17 protein-coding genes are annotated in these 20,493 nt (G+C 62.5%); 10 read left to right on the forward strand and 7 right to left on the reverse strand.

All coding sequences use genetic code 11. From position 1 onward, the window contains the following. Nucleotides 1-114: 114 nt before the first annotated feature. The 3 genes from E0H22_RS02920 to E0H22_RS02930 form a co-directional block, all read right to left on the reverse strand. Entirely contained in the window at nucleotides 115-915 is an 801-nt protein-coding gene (locus tag E0H22_RS02920; RefSeq protein WP_233024258.1) for an FAD binding domain-containing protein, read from the reverse strand. Between the two features lie 12 nt (nucleotides 916-927). Further along, nucleotides 928-3,282 (reverse strand): xanthine dehydrogenase family protein molybdopterin-binding subunit, encoded by a 2,355-nt coding sequence (locus E0H22_RS02925; protein ID WP_233024259.1) that lies wholly within the window; start codon nucleotides 3,280-3,282, stop codon nucleotides 928-930. Nucleotides 3,283-3,370: 88 nt separating this feature from the next. Next, nucleotides 3,371-3,856, reverse strand: coding sequence for a (2Fe-2S)-binding protein (locus E0H22_RS02930; RefSeq protein ID WP_233024260.1), 486 nt, complete (start codon nucleotides 3,854-3,856; stop codon nucleotides 3,371-3,373). A 228-nt stretch (nucleotides 3,857-4,084) separates the two neighbouring features. Here E0H22_RS02930 and E0H22_RS02935 point away from each other — a divergent pair, with 228 nt between their 5' ends. The 3 genes from E0H22_RS02935 (at nucleotide 4,085) to E0H22_RS02945 (ending at nucleotide 7,700) form a co-directional block, all read left to right on the forward strand. Further along, the gene (locus tag E0H22_RS02935; protein ID WP_249782243.1) at nucleotides 4,085-4,753 is read left to right on the forward strand and encodes a 3-oxoacid CoA-transferase subunit A; all 669 of its coding nucleotides are present in this window, start codon (nucleotides 4,085-4,087) and stop codon (nucleotides 4,751-4,753) included. Next, nucleotides 4,750-5,439 carry a 3-oxoacid CoA-transferase subunit B gene (locus tag E0H22_RS02940; protein WP_233024262.1) on the forward strand — a complete coding sequence of 230 codons (690 nt, stop codon included), beginning with the start codon at nucleotides 4,750-4,752 and terminating at the stop codon, nucleotides 5,437-5,439. The genes E0H22_RS02935 and E0H22_RS02940 overlap by 4 nt, the downstream gene beginning before the upstream one ends. A gap of 215 nt (nucleotides 5,440-5,654) precedes the next feature. Next, nucleotides 5,655-7,700, forward strand: coding sequence for a methyl-accepting chemotaxis protein (locus E0H22_RS02945; protein ID WP_233024263.1), 2,046 nt, complete (start codon nucleotides 5,655-5,657; stop codon nucleotides 7,698-7,700). Nucleotides 7,701-8,058: 358 nt separating this feature from the next. On the opposite strand, the gene E0H22_RS02950 is transcribed toward E0H22_RS02945, so the two are convergent. The 4 genes from E0H22_RS02950 to E0H22_RS02965 form a co-directional block, all read right to left on the reverse strand. Next, on the reverse strand, nucleotides 8,059-9,687 hold the full coding sequence (locus tag E0H22_RS02950) for a regulator (RefSeq protein WP_233024264.1): 1,629 nt from the start codon (nucleotides 9,685-9,687) through the stop codon (nucleotides 8,059-8,061). Beyond that, on the reverse strand, nucleotides 9,684-10,418 hold the full coding sequence (locus E0H22_RS02955) for a cysteine hydrolase family protein (protein WP_233024265.1): 735 nt from the start codon (nucleotides 10,416-10,418) through the stop codon (nucleotides 9,684-9,686). The genes E0H22_RS02950 and E0H22_RS02955 overlap by 4 nt, the downstream gene beginning before the upstream one ends. 280 nt (nucleotides 10,419-10,698) lie before the next feature. Further along, on the reverse strand, nucleotides 10,699-11,505 hold the full coding sequence (locus E0H22_RS02960; protein WP_233024266.1) for an SDR family NAD(P)-dependent oxidoreductase: 807 nt from the start codon (nucleotides 11,503-11,505) through the stop codon (nucleotides 10,699-10,701). Between the two features lie 260 nt (nucleotides 11,506-11,765). Beyond that, a complete protein-coding gene (locus tag E0H22_RS02965) occupies nucleotides 11,766-12,821 on the reverse strand; it encodes a polysaccharide deacetylase family protein (protein WP_233026093.1) in 1,056 nt (351 codons plus the stop codon). Between the two features lie 162 nt (nucleotides 12,822-12,983). Here E0H22_RS02965 and E0H22_RS02970 point away from each other — a divergent pair, with 162 nt between their 5' ends. From E0H22_RS02970 to pstC, 7 genes are all read left to right on the forward strand, one after another. Beyond that, nucleotides 12,984-14,387 carry an OmpA family protein gene (locus E0H22_RS02970; RefSeq protein WP_233024267.1) on the forward strand — a complete coding sequence of 468 codons (1,404 nt, stop codon included), beginning with the start codon at nucleotides 12,984-12,986 and terminating at the stop codon, nucleotides 14,385-14,387. Then, nucleotides 14,384-14,686, forward strand: a complete 303-nt coding sequence (locus E0H22_RS02975; RefSeq protein ID WP_233024268.1) for a hypothetical protein — start codon at nucleotides 14,384-14,386, stop codon at nucleotides 14,684-14,686. Before E0H22_RS02970 ends, E0H22_RS02975 begins: the two co-directional genes overlap by 4 nt. Before the next feature lie 20 nt (nucleotides 14,687-14,706). After that, nucleotides 14,707-15,216, forward strand: coding sequence for a DinB family protein (locus E0H22_RS02980; protein WP_233026095.1), 510 nt, complete (start codon nucleotides 14,707-14,709; stop codon nucleotides 15,214-15,216). Nucleotides 15,217-15,494: 278 nt separating this feature from the next. Further along, nucleotides 15,495-16,541, forward strand: coding sequence for a lysylphosphatidylglycerol synthase domain-containing protein (locus E0H22_RS02985; RefSeq protein ID WP_233024269.1), 1,047 nt, complete (start codon nucleotides 15,495-15,497; stop codon nucleotides 16,539-16,541). 67 nt (nucleotides 16,542-16,608) lie between these two features. Next, nucleotides 16,609-17,907 (forward strand): sensor histidine kinase, encoded by a 1,299-nt coding sequence (locus tag E0H22_RS02990; RefSeq protein WP_233024270.1) that lies wholly within the window; start codon nucleotides 16,609-16,611, stop codon nucleotides 17,905-17,907. A gap of 422 nt (nucleotides 17,908-18,329) precedes the next feature. Beyond that, nucleotides 18,330-19,340 (forward strand): phosphate ABC transporter substrate-binding protein PstS, encoded by a 1,011-nt coding sequence (gene pstS / locus E0H22_RS02995; RefSeq protein WP_233024271.1) that lies wholly within the window; start codon nucleotides 18,330-18,332, stop codon nucleotides 19,338-19,340. Between the two features lie 153 nt (nucleotides 19,341-19,493). Continuing rightward, complete coding sequence (pstC, locus tag E0H22_RS03000; RefSeq protein WP_233024272.1) at nucleotides 19,494-20,492, forward strand: phosphate ABC transporter permease subunit PstC; 999 nt, start codon at nucleotides 19,494-19,496, stop codon at nucleotides 20,490-20,492. Nucleotide 20,493 lies beyond the last annotated feature (1 nt).

Below are 20,493 nucleotides of genomic sequence, written 5' to 3' on the forward strand. Positions count from 1 at the left end.
GGCGGGTGAGGGGCGTGGTATGCGCTCACCTCATCCTCAGAGCTTGCGGATCGCAAGAGCCACTCACCCCGCCCTCTCTCCGCAAAAGCGGGGCGAGGAGCGAGAGGCCGGAGTTTATCCCGCGGCTTCCACCGCGCGCTGCGCCATCACCTTGATGAGATTGGCGCGGTAAGCGGCGGAGCCGTGGATGTCGCCCATCAGGCCGTCGGCGGAGATCGACACGCCGTCGATCGCGCCGGCCGACCAGTTCGATTTCAGCGCGGCCTCGATGGCCGGCACGCGCATCACGCCGTCTTGCGCCGCGCCGGTCGCCGCGACACGAACTTCGCCGTTCTTCATCTGCGCGACGAACACGCCGGTCATCGCAAAGCGTGACGCCGGATGGCGCATCTTGGCGTAGCCGGCTTTGGCGGGGATCGGGAACGAGACCGCCGTGATGATCTCGTTGTCTTCCAGCGCCGTCGAGAACAGGCCCTGGAAGAAATCCGCGGCAGCGATGTCGCGCTTGTTGGTTTTTACCGTTGCGTTGAGCGCCAGCACCGCGGCGGGATAGTCCGCGGCCGGATCGTTGTTGGCGAGCGAACCGCCGATGGTGCCGCGATAGCGTACGGCGGGATCGCCGAGCACTTCGGTCAGATGCACGATGGCCGGAATCGCCTTCTTGGCGGCAGCGCTCTGGGTGATGTCGTAATAGGTCGTTGCAGCCTTGATGATCAGCGCGTCGGACGTCGCTTCGATGCCGATCAGGTCCTTGATCCGCGCGATGTCGATGACGTCGGACGGACCGGCGAGGCGCTGCTTCATGACCGGCAGCAGCGTATGGCCGCCGGCGAGGCATTTGGCTTCGGGGTGTTTCGCCAGCAGCGCTGCAGCTTCATCGACACTGGCGGCGCGGTGATAGGTGGTCTCGTACATGATCGCCTCCCTTTACTCAGCGGCCTGCTGCAGTTGCAGCGCTTCCCATACGCGTCCCGGCGTCGCCGGCATTTCAAGCTTGTTGTGTCCGAGCGCATCGGTGATCGCATTGATCACCGCGGGCGAGGAGCCGATGGCGCCGGCTTCGCCGCAGCCCTTGATTCCCAGCGGATTGCCCGGGCAGAGCGTGATCGAATGCGAGATCTTGAACGACGGCACGTCGTCGGCGCGGGGCATGGCGTAGTCCATGAAGGACGCCGTCACCGGCTGGCCGTTGTCGTCATAGACGGCGCTTTCCAGCATGGCCTGGCCGATGCCTTGGGCGAGACCGCCATGCACCTGGCCTTCCACGATCATCGGATTGATGAGGCGGCCGAAGTCGTCGACGGCGACGAAGTCGATGATGTCGGTCTTGCCGGTGCCGGGATCGACTTCGACCTCGCAGATATAGGTGCCGGCGGGGAAGGTGAAGTTGGTGGGATCGTAGAAGGCGCTCTCCTTCAGGCCGGGCTCCATGCCGTCAGGAAGATTATGTGCGGTATAGGCGGCAAGCGCCACCATCGGCAGGGCGATGGCCTTGTCGGTGCCGGCCACCTTGAACTCGCCATTTTCGATGACGATGTCGCCTTCGGAGGCTTCCAGCTGATGCGCGGCGATCTTCTTCGCCTTCGCCTCCATCTTCTCCATGGCTTTCAGGATCGCGCTCATGCCGACGGCACCGGAGCGCGAGCCATAGGTGCCCATGCCGAATTGCACCTTGTCGGTGTCGCCATGGACGATGGACACCTGATCGATGGAAATGCCGAGCCGATCCGCGACGAGCTGCGCGAAGGTCGTCTCATGGCCCTGACCGTGGCTGTGCGAGCCGGTGAGAATCTCGATGGTGCCGACGGGATTGACGCGCACCTCCGCGGATTCCCACAGACCGACGCCGGCGCCGAGCGAACCGACGGCTTTCGAGGGCGCGATGCCGCAGGCCTCGATATAGCAGGAGAAGCCGAGGCCGCGCAGTTTGCCGGCCGCTTTCGCCTTGGCCTTGCGGGCAGGGAAGCCCTTGTAGTCGATCGCTTCCAGCGCCTTGTCGAGTGCGGCGCCGAAATCGCCGATGTCATAGGCCATGATGACCGGCGTCTGATGCGGGAACTGGGTGATGAAGTTGGTGCGCCGCAGCTCGGCCGGATCGACCTTGAGCTGCCGCGCCGATGTCTCCATCAAACGCTCGAGCAGATAGCTTGCTTCCGGCCGTCCGGCGCCGCGATAGGCATCCACGGGCGTGGTGTTGGTGTAGACGCCCATCACCTCCGCATAGATCTGCGGGATGTTGTACTGGCCCGACAGCAGCGTGGCGTAGAGATAGGTCGGCACCGAGGACGAGAACAGCGACATATAGGCGCCGAAATTGGCGTGGGTCTTCACCCGCAGGCCCAAAATCTTGTTGTTTGCGTCGAACGCAATCTCGGCGCGCGAGGTATGGTCGCGGCCATGGGCGTCGGTAAGGAAGGCTTCGGAGCGGTCGCCGGTCCACTTCACCGGGCGTCCGGTCTTCTTGGAGGCCCACAGCGCCACCATCTCTTCGGGATAGATGAAGATCTTGGAGCCGAAACCGCCGCCGACATCGGGGGCGACGACGCGGAGTTTGTGCTCCTGTGCGATGTTGTAGAAGGCGGAGAGCACCAGCCGCGCCACATGCGGGTTCTGCGATGTGGTGTAGAGGGTGAAGTGTTCCTCGGCCTCGTCGTATTCGGCGATGGCCGCGCGCGGCTCCATCGCATTGGGGACGAGGCGGTTGTTGGTGAGTTCGAGCGAGACGACGTTCGCTGCTTTTGCAAATGCGTCGTTGGTCGCCTTCTCGTCGCCGATCGACCAGTCATAGACCACGTTGCCCGGCGCTTCCGGATGCAGTTGCGGGGCGCCCGCGGCGAGCGCTGCCTGCATCGTGGCGACGGCGGGAAGTTCCTCATACTCGACCACGACAGCTTCGGCCGCGTCCTTCGCCTGGTTCTTGGTCTCGGCGATGACGACGGCCACAGCCTGTCCGACGAAGCGTACGGTGTCCGGCGCCATCGCCGGCCATGCACCCATTTTCATGGGCGAGCCGTCTTTCGAGGTGATGGCCCAGCCGCAGATGAGATTGCCGATCTTGTCGTCCACCAGCTGTTGTGCGGTGAGCACATCCACGACGCCGGGCATGTTCTTTGCCGCCGATGCGTCGATGCCCTTCACCCTTGCGTGGGCATGAGGACTGCGGATGAAATGAGCGTAGGTCAGACCTACGAGCTTGATGTCGTCGACATAACGGCCGCGGCCGGTGATGAATCGCTTGTCTTCCTTGCGCGCAACGCGTGCGCCGATGCCTTCAACGCCCATGACATGGGTCTCCCTGCCGGAGTTATTGTTTCTCCGCGGCTTTCACCAAAGCGCGCGGTTGGCTCAGCTTGATTTCAGTCGCAGCGGCTCATTCAGCCGCTTGCGCAACCTTCATCCGTCCGGCGGCGTCGAGCACCGATTTGACGATGTTGTGATAGCCGGTGCAGCGGCAGATATTGCCTTCGAGCTCGTGACGAACCGTCTGCTCATCGAGATTGCCACCATGGCGGTTCACGATATCGATGGCCGACATGATCATGCCCGGCGTGCAGTAGCCGCACTGCAGGCCGTGATTGTCCCGGAAGGCGGCCTGCATCGGATGCAGCTGGTCGCCCTTTGCGATGCCCTCGATGGTGGTGACATTGCAGCCGTCGGCCTGGCCGGCCAGCGTGGTGCAGGATTTCACCGCCTTGCCGTCGATATGGACGATGCAGGCGCCGCACTGCGAGGTGTCGCAGCCGACATGGGTGCCGGTGAGGTTGAGGTTTTCGCGAAGCAGATGGACGAGCAACGTCCGGTCTTCGACCTGGACGGAAACGGCTTTGCCGTTGACCGTCAGTTTCACTGTGGACACGTGCAGACCTCCCGATGATTTTTAATTGGTCTAATTAGAAGCGCGGGAAGAAGGGTTTGCAACTGGGAAATTGGTAGCGGGCTTCCCCTCTCCCGCAAGCGGGAGAGGGGACCCCTCTTGCAAATTTGTGCCTTCAACTTCCTTCCCCGCGATGCTCTATTCCGACCGCATCAGGCCGCAAGCCTTTGGCGGCTAAACAAATTCCAGCCTGCGGAGTTTTCTGGAGTGATCGACAAGCGTGTAGCCAGCACGGCGGAAGCCGTGGCTGGTGTGAAAGACGGGGCGACCGTTCTGGTGGCCGGATTCGGTACCGTCGGGATTGCGGATGATCTCTTGGAGGCGCTGCACGATCAGGGCGCGACCAATCTCACCATCGTCCATAACAATGCCGGCAACGGCGATGTCGGCCTGGCCCGCCTGATCAATTCCGGCCGCGTCAGCAAGGTGATCTGCTCCTATCCGCGCTCGGGCGATTACAGCGCGTTCCTGAATGCCTATCGCAACAAGACGCTGGAACTCGAACTGGTGCCGCAGGGCATCATCAGCGAACGCATGCATTGCCACGCGGCCGGGCTCGGCGGCTTCTTTTCGCCGGTGACGGCGCATACGAAGCTTGCCGAAGGCAAGGAGACCCGCGAGATCGACGGCGTGCTGCATGTTTTCGAGAAGCCGCTCAAGGGCGATGTGGCACTGTTGCGTGCAAAAAAGGCGGATCGCTGGGGCAACCTCGTCTACAACCAGTCCGCCCGCAATTTTAATCCGATCATGGCCATGGCCGCGGATCTCAGCATCGTCCAGGTGGATGAGATGGTCGAACTCGGCAGCATGGACCCGGAAGCGGTGGTGACGCCCAGCATCTTTATCGATCGCATCGTAGTCGTAGGAGCACAGGCATGACGACAGCATACAAGCCGCTGAGCCGTGACCAGATGGCCTGGCGCGCCGCGCAGGACCTGCAGGAAGGCGCCTATGTCAATCTCGGCATCGGCATGCCCACCCGGGCCGCGAGCTATGTGCCGGACGGCCGCGAGGTGATCTTCCACAGCGAGAACGGCATTCTGGGCCTCGGCCCGAAGCCGGAGCCGGGCATGGAAGACGAAAACCTGATCGACGCCGGCAAAAACTACACGACCCTGATCAAGGGCGGCGTGTTCATGCACCACGCCGACGCCTTCCTGATGATCCGCGGCAAGCATCTCGATGTCAGCCTGCTCGGCGCGTTCGAGGTGTCGGAGGAGGGCGACCTCGCCAACTGGACCACGGAAGACCCATCCTTTCCGCCCGGTGTCGGCGGTGCGATGGATCTCGCGGTTGGTGCCAAGGAGATCCGGGTGATCATGGATCACACCGACAAGGGCGGGAAGCCGCGCATCCTCAAGAAGTGCCGCCTGCCGCTGACGGCGCCCGGCTGCGTCAAGCGCATCTATACCAATCTCGCCGTGATCGATGTGACCGAGCAGGGCCTGTTCGTGCGGGAGATGGTCGAGGGTATGACGATCGAGCAGCTGCAGGAGCTGACCGAGCCGAAGCTGCAGCTCGCCAATGACTGGCAGGCACTCGCCCCACCGGCGATCGCGGCCTGAGTTTTGGACACCGGTGGCAGGGTTTACTAGGTCGCCCGGTCAAGCCGGGCGACGACAATCGACCAAACGCCGCCCTGTCCGCCAGCCCCGCAACCTCCGGAGCTCCGGTAACCGTTTACTCGCTCTTAGCTTATCTGCCGTAGCTTTAGGCATTCGATCCGGGTGCGGGCTGCGCCGGATGCGACGTGTTGGGAGCGAGAAACGGGGGGCCACAGGTGGCAACGACGACGCTTGTCCAGAAAAAGTCTGGATCTCTGAAGTTTCCTACCCTCAGATTCCGCGCCAAGGTGACGCTCGGCTTCGCCGCAGTGCTGTTGATCTCTGCGATCAGCATGGCGCTGGCCTATTTCGGCTTCGAGCGAATCGCGAGCGGTGTGGTGTCATATCGCACCAGCGTCGCGGAATCGGGGCTCGCCCGCAACATCGACCGCGAACTCACATCCTACCAGGCTCTGACGCGCTACTATGTGCTCACCAGCGCCGAAGCCGACGCCAAGGCGGCCAAGGCTGCGGAAGCATCGCTCAAGGATGCCATCGACCAGTCGATGAAGGCCGCGACGGATTCGGCGCGTCTCGACAAGATCACGCGCCTGTCGCGCGAATTCACCACCTTCACCAAGATCTTCGCCGATATTCTCGCGGTGAAGGGCGAGAACGACCAGATCGCTGCTAATCAACTGTCGCGTACCAGCCTGATGCTGCGCAACAAGATCGACGATCTCGGTGACACCGCCATCATGGCGGGTATGGCGACCGTGCAGGACCAGGTGAAGGAAATCACCACGCAGTTCATTACCGCGACCTCGCTCGTGAACACCTATATCGGCAAAGCCGAGGACAGGACCTCGAATGCGGCATCGGCGCGCATCAAGTTCCTGCAGAACCAGTTCGCCACCGTCTATGCCAGTGACGACAAGATCACCTCCAAGGTGAAGGAGATCGTTGCTGATACCAAGCTCTATGCCGACGCCTTCACCAAATTCGTCGAGAACACCAAGAAGGTCGAGGGTCTCGCCAAGGAGATGTCGGAATCCGCGGCCGCGATCACCAAGCTGTCGAGCGAGATGAAGGCCGACATGCTGTCCGAGCAGCACCGGATGGAGACCGAATCCGACAAGACGGTCACCGACACCATGCAGCTCGTGATCATTCTCGGCATCGGCGGCTTCGTGATCGGCTCCGTACTCGCGATGCTGCTCGGCCGCGGCATCGCCAAGCCGATGACCGAGATGTGCGCGGCGATGCGCAAGCTCGCCGCCGGCGATTTCGATGTGGTGCTGCCGGGCCTCGGCCGCCGCGACGAACTCGGCGACATGGCGGGCGCCGTCGAGGAGTTCAAGGTGCAGGCAGTGGCGAAGGCCGAGCGTGATGCCGCCGCACAGGAAGAACAGAACCGTGCTGCCGATCAGCTCCGCCGCAGCGAGTTGATCCGCTTCGCCGATCAGTTCGAATCCGCGGTGGGCTCGATCGTGTCGAGCGTGTCGGTCTCGTCGGGTCAGCTCGAAAGCGCCGCCAATACGCTGACACGTACGGCCGAGACCACCGAACAGTTGTCCGGCCAGGCCGCGGCGACGTCGGACGAAGCGTCGTCGAACATGCAGTCGGTGGCGACCGCGACAGAAGAGCTGTCGCTCTCGGTCAACGAGATCGGCCGCCAGGTGCAAAACTCCAGCCGCATCGCCGACTCCGCGGTGGAGCAGGCCCGTCTGACCGACTCCCGTATCGGCGAGCTGTCGCGCGCCGCCCAGCGCATCGGCGATGTCGTCGATCTCATCACGGCGATTGCCGAGCAGACCAACCTGCTGGCGCTCAACGCGACCATCGAAGCGGCGCGTGCGGGCGATGCCGGCCGCGGCTTCGCCGTTGTCGCGTCGGAAGTGAAGTCGCTTGCGAGCCAGACGGCGAAGGCGACCGAGGAAATCTCCACGCAGATCGCCGGCATGCAGAGCGCGACGCAGGAATCAGTGGCCGCGATCAAGCAGATCGGCAACACGATCGGGGAAATCTCCGGTATCGCGTCGGAGATCGCCAGCGCCGTCGAGCAGCAGGGCGCCGCCACGCGCGAGATTGCGCAGAACGTCCAGCGCGTCGCCCATGGCACGCAGCAGGTCGCCGGCAACATCACCGAAGTCAATCGCGGCGCGTCGGAGACCGGTGCGGCCTCCGGTCAGGTGCTGAATTCGGCGCAGACGCTGTCGGCGGAAAGCACCCGCCTGCGTGCCGAACTTGACCGCTTCATGGAAAACATCCGGGCGGCGTAATAATTCCTCCCCTCCCGCCTGAACGCAGTTGCGTTCAGGCTGAGGTGAGGAGCGCGCCAAAGGCGCGCGTCTCGAACCATGAGCTGTGGAGCCCCGTCACCATCCTTCGAGACGCGCGGTGGCGCGCTCCTCGGAGTCCGACAGAAAAACCCCAAAAACCTCATCCTGAGAAGCCATTTCGTCAGAAATGGCGTCTCGAAGGATGGACCACGAGCTCCGGCGTCCTGCGAAATACCTTTTGAGACGATCTTGCAAGACCGTCTCATGGTTCGAGACGGCCCTGCGGGCCTCCTCACCATGAGGGGCTGAGTTTTCGCTCAGGCACTCAGGGTGAGGCGGGAATTCGGTTGCTCGCCTTTTATTCCGCCGGCGCCGCCACCGGCACCACCGTCATCTGCGGCGCGGCAAACTTCTCCGCCACGAACAGTCCGGCTGCCACCACCGCATAAGCCAATGCGACGCCCGGTGTGACGCCGAAGCCGATCGCTTCGCCATGCATGAAGCCGAACCAGGTCATGACGGCGCCGGCCAGCGCGAAGGCTGCGGCCTTCGCGAACTCGCGGTCGATGATGAACACGCCGATCGCCCCGAGCACGAGGCCGCCGAGGATCGAGCCGCCGCCCATCACTTCGAGGCCGTGATACAGCACGCCCTGCTGCGGCAATGATGCAATCGCCGCCGCCTTCACTTCGCCAACCTTGTCCGCAGCGAGTCCCGCCGCCTGAGCTGCGGTGACAGTGGCACCGAGCATCGTGTCGATCTGTAACTTGCCCCAGGCGGCGAGATGCGGTGTGAAGGCGAGAACGATGGCCGGAGCATGTTTCAGCGGTGTGGTCTGGAACGCCTGCGCGCCGATCAGCATGCCGATATAGAGCAGGATCGGCGAGATCGCGACGACGGGCACCAGCGCCAGCAGCGCCGCGACGATGCCGAACCATGACAGCACGACGACCATCAGGCCGGTAGCGGCGGAATAGCCGATGCGTCCGCCCATCGCCTTCCAGCCGGGATGGCCGATATAGACGGCGTTGATGAACGGGTTGCCCATCAGGCAGCCGATCAACGACACGACGCCGTCGGCGGTGAGCACCCGTGTGGTCGGATAGTCGTCGCCGGCGGCCTCCGCAGATTCCACATTGTCCATCGCCTCGACGAGATCGTAGATGCCGAACGGGATCGCCGTGACGAGGATGATGCCGAGGAACTCGAAGCCTGAGAAAACATGGTTGAAGGCCGGGATCGGCACCGAGAAACCGAAATTGGCGAAGGCATCGCCCACGCCCTTCATGCTCAGCCCGCCGATGCCGAAGCCGAACAGGTTCGATCCCCAGGCGATGATCATGCCGACGGCGATGGCGATCAGGCCGGCCGGGAGGTTACGGAAGTAAGTCACGCCGCCGAACCAGCCCAGCATGATGATGGCGAAGCAGACGAGGCCGATCTGCGGCGTCATATACATTTCCAGCGCCGGTCGCATGGCAATGAAGGTGACGGAGACGCCGGCCAGTGTGCCCAGGAGTGCGGCTCGTGGCGTGATCTTGCGGATATACGGCGCGATGAAGCCGCCGATCATCAGGATGAAGCTCTGGAAAAACACCCAGACGAGGCCGGCGGACCACCCCTTGAGTGGATCGCCGGTTTTGATGGTGATCGGCAGCATGATCACGAAGGTGACGATGAACATGTGCGGTACGCTGACGCCCGATGGCAGCGCGCAGACATCGTTGCGCCCGGTCTTCTGCGCGAGGCGGTAGGCGAGATAGGCGTAGTACAATGTCGAGAGGCACATCATCAGGCCGAGTGCCGGCAGGATGCGGCCGAACACCAGCGAGTCCGGCATCTTCAGCACGAAGCGCAGCAGGCCGGTCAGCACCAGCATGTTGACGAGGATATTGGTGCCGAAGCCGAACAGCGCGTTCCAGTCGCCCGGCGTCCAGAGTGCCGGCTTGAAATCGGATCTTCCAGCAGTCTCCGTGCTCGTATTCATCGTGATGCTCCCGCCGCTCGTTTGTTTGACGTCTCCACTGCACTTTCAAAACGGTTGATGGCGTCGTGTATGGCGGCGCTCCCGGTGACCCAGCCGAAGATGCCGCCCTGGGCCTTGATCATCTTCAGGCCCATCTCATGGAATTCGGGAAAGTAGGAGGCGCAGCCATCGGCGATGACGATGCAGCGATAGCCGCGGTCATTGGCCTCGCGCACGGTGGTGTTGACGCAGACCTCGGTGGTGACGCCACAGACCAGCAGCGTGTCGATCTCGCGCGCCTTCAAGTCTGCGCCGAGCGTCGTCGCGTAGAAGGCGCCCTTGCCCGGCTTGTCGATGACGATCTCGCCTTCGACGGGATAGAGTTCGGGAATGATGTCGTGTCCGGCCTCGCCGCGAATGAGGATGCGCCCCATCGGGCCGGGATCGCCGATCCGCAGCGAGGGGGCACCGCGTTCGATCTTGGCAGGCGGGGCATCGGAGAGGTCGGGCAGGTGTCCCTCGCGGGTATGGATCACCGTCATCCCGATGCCGCGCGCTGCGGTCAGCAGCGCCGCGATGGGCGCCACGGCGCGGGCCAGCTGCGAGACGTCGTTGCCCAGCGTCTCGCCGAAGCCACCGGGCTCCATGAAGTCGCGCTGCATGTCGATGATGAGGAGGGCGGTGGACGTGAGATCCACATCGATCGGGCCGGGCTCCGCCGCGACCGTTACTGCCCCCGTTGCATCCGCCATGGCCTGATCTCCCGGTGCACGCGCTGCTGCAGGAGATCAAGCAAGGGGTGTGCCATTGTGTACAATGCGCGGATTGTTTTAGGCTGCAAATACAGGGCTATAGATTTCAGCGAGTTAGGCGCGCGAGCTAGGTTGCCTAAGAATTAGTCGGTCTGTCCCTGCCTAAAACACAGTCCGTGTAGCCCGGATGGAGCGCAGCGCAATCCGGGGACCGGCGTTTCAAAGGCCTCGACACCCCGGGTTACGCTGCGCTCCACCCGGGCTACAGGAGAGGGCGTGCTCAATCCCAGCCGCTGCCCCTGATCCCGGCATTCGCATAGACGATGCCGCCATCCACGGCGAGCGTGGTGCCGACCACATAATCCCCCGCGCGTGAGGCGAGATAGATCGCGGCCCCGGCCATGTCCTCGTCGGTGCCGATGCGTCCTGCGGGCACCTTGGTCGCCACCTCATCCGCATGGTCGCGCGCGGCCTTGTTCATGTCGGACTGGAACGGGCCCGGCGCGATGGCTGATACCACCACATGGTCCTTGATCAGTTTGGCCGCCATGCGCCGCGTCAGGTGGATCAGGCCGGATTTGCTCGCCGCATAGGAATAGGTCTCGAGCGGATTGACGAAGATGCCGTCGATGGAGGCGATGTTGATGACCTTGGCGGGCTGTTTCGCAGAGCCCGCTGCGCGCAGCGGCGCGGCGAGCGCCTTGGTGAGAAAGAACGGCGCCTTGACGTTCAGCGTCATCACCTTGTCCCAGCCGCTTTCGGGGAATTCGTCGAAATCCGCGCCCCATGCCGCGCCAGCATTGTTGACCAGGATGTCGAGCTTCGGCTCGCGCTTCCTGATCTCGCCGGCCAGCATTTCGATGCCGGTCATGGTGGAGATATCGATCGGCAAGGCGATGCATTCGCCGGAATATGTCTCGCTCAATTCCTTTGCCGTCGCTTCGCAGGCGGCTGCTTTTCGCGCGGTGATGTAGACCTTCGCGGCGCCCTGACTCAGGAAGCCAGCGGCGATCATCTTGCCGATGCCGCGCGAGCCGCCGGTCACGAGTGCGATGCGGCCTTTGAGCGAAAACAGATCCGTGAACATGACACCTCCCGTTGTTGTGTGTTTGGGTAATCGTAGCCCGGATGGAGAGCTGCGCAAATCGGAGCTCCGCTATCTCTCCCCGCAGGCGGAGGGAAGGCCAAAAGCCAATAGCTTCAAATCAAGGTCGTCATCCGCCGTGGGCGCAGGCTTCACGCGCCGGATCGGTCCGTTGGCCCCAAGGCATGACCAGCAGGGGCTCTCGGCTGTCGCCGGCCGGGCAGCATTGATCGATTCCGGCTTTGCCGGGACGGCGAAAGGGATCAGCCCTGCCCGACGCGCTGGAAGCTGTTCCACATCGCTGTCGCAGCGCCGGAGGTCAGTACGGGCAGATAACGCGTGTCCTGATAATTCCCGTTCAGCGACACGCGGGGCAAGGCGGTGAGCTGGGTGGAATTCTCCGCGGCGATCACGCCGGGGCGCGTGGTTACGGCGGTCTGGAAGCCTGCCTTTTGCGCCAGTGCGAATTCGCGCGCGCCGGCAGCCGCGCGGTCGCCATAGGGATAGGCGAGGTGCAAAGCGGACTTTTGCAGCGCGCTCTCGATGCTGGCGCGACTGGCGGCGAGTTCATGCACCGCCACGGCCTCGGTCTGCTTGGCGAGGTTGCAATGTGTCAGCGTGTGCGCGCCGATGGTCACGAGGGGATCGGCGGCGAACGGCTTGAGTTCATCCCATGACAGGCAGAGTTCGCGGCAGATCGCTTCCTCGTCGATCCCGGCCTGTTTGCACAGCGCCGTCATTTCGCGGCGGAGATCGGTTTCGTCCAGGCTGCGCAGCCAGCCATGCAGGCGGTCGAAGCCCATTTCCTTCTCGGGCAGCGACCCGGTCGCGATGCGCGCCATGTTGCCGTCGATCGGCGCTTCCAGCCGCTCGGCACGGGCAACGATGCGTTCCAGCGCCACCCACCACAAGCGTCCTGTACCCGATGCAAAGTCGCTGGTGACGTAAACGGAGAACGGCGCGTCGAAATCCCGCATCGCCGGGAGCATATGATCGCGGTTATCCCGGTAGCCGTCGTCGCAGGTAAAACAGGCGAAACGGCGCGAAAAATCCTGCTCGTGCAGACGCCGGTGCATCTCGTCGGGCGTTACGATATCGACATCGGTGGCGCGCAGATATGCCAGCGTCGCCCGCAGGAAGTCGGGTGTGATCTCGAGATGGCGGTTGGGCTGAAACAGGCCGGTATGGGCGGGGCGCACATGGTGCAGCATGAAGATCGTGCCGACCCCGCCAAAAAAGGGACGCAGCACGCGATGCGCGCCGCTGAAATAAAGTGCATCCAGTCCGGCACGAATAATCGTGTTGCGAATCTGCTTCATCTTGTGACCCAGCACTTTGATGCGATCCACGGACATGATCAGAAACGGTTGAAGAAAGCGTTATTCCAATACCCCGCGCCACGCCAGTGGCTGGCCTTGATTAAAGTTTGACAGTCCCGCAAGGGTTTGTTTTCTCTCTGTTTCCATTCCGCAGGACGTCGAATGCACGGTTTTTACAGGTGGAGCGCCAAATGGTGGCCTGGGCTCATTCCACTTGCCATCCTCTGGGTCGCCGCCGCCTGGTTTAGCACGCCTCCGCTGGAAGCGGACTTAACGGCGCGCAGCACAGAGGCGCTGAAAAGCACCGTTCTCGATAAAACACAGATTACCGTCGCGGGCCGCGATGTGAGATTTGCCGCAGAAGCCTTCTCGGAAGAGGGGCGCCGGAGTGCCGTGGGGGCCGTCGAGGCCGTACCGGGGGTGCGTCTGGTCAATGACGCAACGCGTCTCGTGGCCGAAGCCAAGCCGTTCGTCTGGGTGGCCGAGCGGGACAATGTCCGTGTGACTTTGTGGGGCACCGCACCGCTGCCGACGAGCAAGGCGCGCATCGCCGAAGCGGCAAAGACGGCCCTCGCCGGAACCGAGGTCTCCGACCGCATGGGGCTCAAGCGCGGTGCGCCGCCGCGTTTCGATGGCGCTGCCGTGCTGTTGCTGGATCAGGTCGCCAAGCTGAAGGAGGGCAAGGCGACGATCATGGACACCAATGTCAGCATCACCGGCATGGCCCGCGACCTGGGCGGCCGCGAAGCCATCGCGGCGGCGCTGAAGAACCTGCCGGAAGGCTTCACGGTGGCCGCGAATGACGTGAAGGCGCCGCCTTACGTGTTCCAGGCCAACAAGGATCCGGTGGCGAATACGCTCACGCTGTCGGGCTATGTGCCGGACAACGCCGTCCATGCCGCGCTGGTCGCCGCCGCGCAGCGCAAATTTACGAATGACAAGATTGTCGACAATCTCAAGGCCAGCATCGGCGCACCCGCCAATTTCGCACCGGCGGTGACGGCGGCGCTCGGTGCGCTGTCGCGGCTTTCCACCGGAACGCTGGTGGTCAACGATCGCGAAGTGAAGCTGTCCGGCGATGCGCTCTACGACGTCGCCTCCGAACAGATCCGCAGCGGTCTTGGCAAGGAACTGCCGCAGGGCTGGACGGCCAAGCCCGAATTGTCCGTGAAGCCCGCCGCGGCGCCGGTGGACGCCAGCGTGTGTCAGCAGTTGTTCAAGCAAAATCTGACCAACGGCCGCATCCGCTTCGAGACGGGAAGCGCGAGCATCAATGCGGACTCGGCAGGATTGCTGGATCGTCTGGTGGAAGTCGCCATGCGTTGCCCCACGACCAAATTCGACATCGTCGGCCATACCGACGGCGATGGCGATCCGGCGTTCAATCAGACCCTGTCGGAAAAGCGCGCCGCGGCGGTCGAGGATTATCTGATCAAGGCCGGCTTGCCGGGCGACCGTTTCGAAGCCATCGGCTACGGCGCCACGCTGCCGCTTGCCAGCAATGACACGGAAGACGGCAAGGCGCAGAATCGCCGGATCGAGTTCGTTGTGAGGCCGAATCCATGACCATTCTCGCGACACTTCTCTGGGGTTGGCTGCTCGGCGCTTTCCTGATCGGTTTCTGCATGGGCTGGATTGCCGTGGTCTATCGCGGCCCATCGGTACCGCGTGTCTGGATCCGGCGGCTCGCGGCGCTCGCGGTGATCGTGATCGGGGTCGCTGCAGCGAAACTGGTGCCGGGCCGTTTTGGCTATTGGCTCGATCTCGGCCTTGCGCTGTTCGGCTTCTACCTCGTCGGTTGCGCCATCGGATCCTGGCTGCGCGACATCGTGGTAACGCGCCAGCAAGTGCGGTTTCGGCAATGACCGCGGATATCGGCAAAGCGATGCTCGATCACTACCGGGCATTCGGTCGCTACAACCGCTGGGCCAACGGCCGGCTCTACGACGCCGCGGCCGGGCTGGATGACGCCAGCTATCGCGCCGATCGCGGCGCCTTCTTCAAGTCGCTGCATGGAACGTTCAATCATCTGCTGGTCACCGACCGCATCTGGCTGAAGCGCTTCACCGGCACGGGCGATGCGCCGAGCCAGCTCGATGCCATCCTGCACGATGATTTCGCGGGTCTGCGCGCTGCCCGCGAGGCCGAGGATATGCGTATTCTCGGCTTCGTCGACGGTCTCGACGAGGCGAAGCTTGCGGGCATCATCAAATTCCGCCGGGTCTCGACGCCGGAGGAATTCGAGGAGCCGCTGATGCCGATGCTGGCGCATTGGTTCAATCACCAGACCCATCATCGCGGCCAGGCGCACGCGATTTTGACCGGCCTCACCGGCAAGGCGCCGGAATTGGATCTTTTATTTTATCAGCGCCTCGCCGCCAGATCGGCGGCCTAAAGTCACGAAAGTCTCATCACGCTATGGAAGCCTTCGTGAGGCCGGCATTTTGCCGCAGCGTTGCCGCAAGAAGTGCGGGTAGTTTGTTAGGTCTCACGCAATATCTTATGCCGAAACGGCATTGTCGGGACGACCCCGATTCCGTTTCGTGGCGAAACGCGCTACGAAAGTTATGCTGGAAACAGTGTCGTGAAATTGATGAGGTAACGGTTCCGCCAAAGCGGGTCTGACAGGGTTAGTCTGACATCCCAGAGGCTGGGATCGCATTCGAGGTTGAGATGCTGGAAGCAATACGCAGGACGGCCACGTTTCTGCGCGAGAAGCAAGTCCTGCACAAACTCGGTGTTCTCGCCAGTGTCGCGGTGATCGCTGTTGCGTGCTGGATGCTCTATCACAAGCTGCGCAACGTCGATACGGCGCGAGTCCTGAAGTTTATTGCCGAGACCGAACCGCGGCTGATCGTGCTCTCGGCGCTGTCGGTGACCGCGGCCTACTTCACGCTGACTTTCTACGATTGGTTTGCCGTCCGCACCATCGGTCGTCGCGATGTTCCGTATCGCATCAATGCGCTTGCTGCTTTCACCAGCTATTCCATCGGCCACAATGTCGGCGCGTCAGTCTTCACCGGCGGCGCGGTGCGCTATCGCATCTATTCGGCATGGAATCTTTCGGCTGTCGATGTCGCCAAGATCGTGTTTCTCGCCGGCCTCACCTTCTGGCTCGGCAATCTCGCCGTGCTCGGCATGGGCATCGCCTATCATCCGGAAGCGGCGAGCGCGATCAATCAGGTGCCGCCTGCGGTCAACCGCATCCTCGCTTACGTCGTGCTGGCTGGCCTCGCCGGCTATGTGGTCTGGGTGTGGATGAAACCGCGCAGCGTAGGCCGCGGGCCGTGGTCCGTGGTGCTGCCAGGCGGACCGCTCACACTGCTGCAGATCGTCATCGGCATTGTCGATCTGGGATTCTGTGCGCTCGCGATGTACATGCTCGTGCCAGCCACGCCCGGCGTGGATTTTGTTACGGTGGCGGTGGTGTTCGTCGCGGCGACGTTGCTCGGCTTTGCCAGCCATTCGCCGGGTGGCCTCGGCGTGTTCGATGCCGCGATGCTGGTTGGTCTGGAAATGATGGACCAGGAGCAATTGCTGGCCGGAATGCTGCTGTTCCGGGTGCTTTATTACCTTTCTCCGTTCTTTATTTCAGTCATGCTCCTGACGTTTCGTGAGCTTATTGTCGGTGCGCGATCAAAAAAGCTGCAGCCGGTCGCAGCCGAAGCTCCGTCAGCTGTCGGTCGAACGTTGAATGATCATGGCGGTTCGACCACCTGACATGAGCGAGCGCCTGCAGTCGGATGACGCTGCCAAACGAGGCGCTGCTGAAAGAGATATTGCCCAGATGGCCATCGAAGCTTCCCCTCCATCGATGTTTTCCCCCTGGCCGGACCGGTTGCGGCACGCTGCGATCATCCTGCTGGTTGCAGCGCTGGCGCTTGCCGCCCTGGTGTTCTTTGGCGAGTTGACGCCGCTGCGCGCCGGAATCGTCTTTGCTTGCATCGCCGGAGCTGCGCTGGTGCCCTGGCGCCTGCATGACAGCGACATGAAGCGCGATGAGGCGCTGATCAATCCGGTCGAACAGCCCGCGGTACGTGCGGTGGTTGGCGGCATTCCGGACCCTGCCGTGCTGCTCGATCGTGCTGGCCGCGTGATACATCTCAACGCCGCCGCCGCCCAGTTGGCGCCGGCGCTGCGCAAGGGCGAGCTGGCGCAATTCGCGCTACGCTCGCCGGAAATCATCAGCGCGCTGCGCGAGGCGATCGCCAATACCGAGCCGCGCCGCACCTCCTATGTCGATCATGTGCCCGTCGACCGCTGGATGGATCTCGTGATCACGCCGGTGTCTGTCCCCACCGCCTTCGGCGGCAGCGATACCTGCATGCTGATGACCTTTCACGATCAGACGCCGATCCGCCGCGTCGAGGAAATGCGCGCCGATTTCGTCGCCAATGCCAGTCATGAACTGCGGACGCCGCTGGCTGCGCTGTCCGGCTTTATCGATACGCTGCAGGGCCCTGCCAAGGATGACCCGCGGGCCCGCGAGCGCTTCCTGGGCATCATGCACACCCAGGCCACCCGGATGGCGCGCCTGATCGACGATCTGCTGTCGCTCTCGCGCGTCGAACTCTCTGCCCATGTCCGCCCCGACACACTGATAGACATCCTGCCGATCATTCGTCAGGTCGGTGACAGTCTGGAGTTGATGGCCACCGAGCGCGGCGTGAAGATCGAGATGCATCTGCCCGAGGGCCCGGTGACGGTCGCCGGCGATCGCGAAGAATTGCTGCGGCTGTTCGAGAACCTGATCGAAAACGCCCTGAAATATGGCGCGTCCGGCGGTCGCGTGGAGGTCACCCTGGCGCATGCCTCGACCACCGACGGCGCTTCCGAAGTCCGCATTGCGGTGCGTGATTTCGGTCCTGGCATTGCGCCGGAGCATCTTCCCCGACTGACCGAGCGCTTCTACCGGGTGGATGTCGGCGACAGCCGCGCCCAGGGCGGCACCGGGCTCGGCCTGTCCCTCGTAAAGCACATCCTGAATCGTCACCGCGGTCGCCTGCTGATCGAGAGTGTGCCGAAGAATGGAGCGACGTTCACCGCGGCGCTTCCGGAAGCGAAGCCGGTGAATCCAGACGCCTGACGGTCTCGCTGCAGCACGGCTCTCCGCCTGTGCTTTATGTTGGCTGGAAGGGGAAATCTGCGTGCCTTTTTACGCCGATTTTCGCGGCCCTAGCCCATGCGACATGGCGTCACCATGCCATGTTCGCGTGCCCTGAGCGTCGTTCTCAGGAATACCGGATTCTTCCCATGGAAACATATTGTTAACCGTTGAAGCCCGGTCTGTTGCCGCGCGCAAGCTTTGTCATGATCGGGCGCAAAAACCTCGTTTCTAATGCGGACGGCGGTATAAAAATCCGACGAACGTTAATATTATCAATGGCTTGTCGTAGTCATCCAACTGTCATCCAACTATCATAAAAGGTCAACCGACCGCACCTACATGGGCGGAGTGAGCGCAATCGGGCGCATCTGTGCATCGCTCACGGCAAATTGGAGATACCCATGAAATTCCTCAAAGCGATCGTCGCTGCGGGCCTCGTGGCCGCCTCGACCTCGGCCTTCGCCGCCGACATCACTGGTGCCGGCGCGACCTTTCCGTTCCCGGTCTATTCGAAGTGGGCCGACGCCTATAAGAAAGAAACCGGCAACGGTCTGAATTATCAGTCAATCGGTTCGGGCGCCGGCATCAAGCAAATCCAGGCCAAGACCGTGACCTTCGGCGCTACCGACGCGCCGCTCAAGGCTGAGCAGCTCGAGAAGGACGGCCTGGTTCAGTGGCCGATGGTGATGGGCGCGATCGTTCCGGTCGTGAACCTCGAAGGTATCAAGTCGGGTGAACTCGTTCTCTCTGGCGAAGTTCTCGCCGACATTTATCTCGGCAAGATCAAGAAGTGGGACGATGCCGCGATCGCCAAGCTGAATTCGAAGCTGAAGCTGCCCTCGGCCGATATCACCGTCGTTCGTCGTTCGGACGGTTCGGGCACCACCTTCAACTTCACGGACTATCTCTCGAAGGCTTCGGCTGACTGGAAGTCCAAGGTCGGCACCGGCACCGCGGTCGAATGGCCGGTCGGCGTTGGCGCCAAGGGCAACGAAGGCGTTGCCGGCAACGTTGGCCAGACCAAGAACGCCATCGGTTACGTCGAATACGCCTATGCCAAGCAGAACAAGCTGACCTATGCCGGTCTGATCAACAAGGCTGGCAAGCCGGTGCAGCCGACCGTCGCCGCCTTCCAGGCTGCTGCTTCCAATGCTGACTGGGCCAAGGCTCCAGGTTACTACGTGATCCTGACCGATCAGCCGGGCGATGCTTCGTGGCCGATCACCGCTGCGACCTTCATTCTCATGCACAAGACCCCGACCGACAAGGCGGCGTCGGCTGAAGCGCTGAAGTTCTTTAAGTGGTCGTTCGAGAAGGGCGGCAAGGCCGCCGAAGAACTCGATTACATCCCGATGCCGGACTCGGTCGTCAAGCTGATCGAGAAGACCTGGTCTTCGGACATCAAGAGCTAAGCTGTGGCTCTTCGGCGGAGGAGAGGGGCATCTCTCCTCCGCTTCTTTCCAATTGATTTATTTCGTCTCTTTTCTTGATCGGACTTCGCGCCCTGGCAGGCCCATTCAGGGTGTCATGTTTCGGGTATCAGGTAGTAACTTAGGGGACTGGGCGTGGCAGATATGGCCGTACAGAGCTCTTCGATGGACGCCGCTGGACCGTATGATCGCGCCAAGGCGCTCAATGCATTCAAGACCGGCGACCAGGTTTTCTATTGGCTGACGCGCATTTCAGCGCTCTCGGTTCTGTTCATTCTCGGCGGTATCATCCTGTCGTTGATTGCCGGCGCATGGCCGGCGCTCAAGGAGTTCGGCTTTTCCTTTCTGTTCACGCAGCGCTGGGCGCCGTCCGCAGATCCGCCAGTGCTCGGCGCGCTCGGCCCGATCTACGGTACGCTTGTCACCTCGGTGATCGCCATGGCGATCGCCATCCCGGTCGGCATCGGCATCGCTATCTTCCTTACCGAATTGTGCCCGCAGTGGCTGCGTCGCCCGATCGGCATGGCCGTCGAACTGCTCGCCGGCATTCCCTCGATCATTTACGGCATGTGGGGCTTCTTCGTGCTTGGCCCGTTCCTGGCCAATCATTTTCAGCCCTTCATGATCGCGACCTTCGAAGGCGTACCAGTGCTTGGCACTATCTTCGCCGGTCCGCCGTCCTATCTCTCGCTGTTCAATGCTTCGCTGATCCTTGCCATCATGGTGCTGCCCTTCATTACCTCGATCTCGGTCGATGTATTCAAGACGGTGCCGCCGGTGCTGAAGGAGGCGGCTTACGGCGTCGGCTGCACCACCTGGGAAGTCGTCCGCAATGTCGTCATCCCCTATACCCGCGTCGGCGTGATCGGTGGCGTCATGCTGGCGCTCGGCCGTGCACTCGGTGAGACAATGGCGGTGACCTTCATCATCGGTAACTCGTTCCGTATCACCGGCTCGTTGTTCGGTCCCGGCACGACGATCTCCGCGGCCATCGCCTCGGAATTCGCGGAATCCGATGGCTTGCATCAGTCCGGCTTGATCCTGCTCGGCCTGCTGCTGTTCATCCTCACCTTCCTGGTGCTCTCAGCTGCTCGGCTGATGCTGCTGCGCCTCGAAAAGAAGGCTGGTAAGTAAC

It is taken from the genome of Rhodopseudomonas boonkerdii, from assembly GCF_021184025.1.
In the GTDB taxonomy this organism is placed as follows: domain Bacteria; phylum Pseudomonadota; class Alphaproteobacteria; order Rhizobiales; family Xanthobacteraceae; genus Tardiphaga; species Tardiphaga boonkerdii.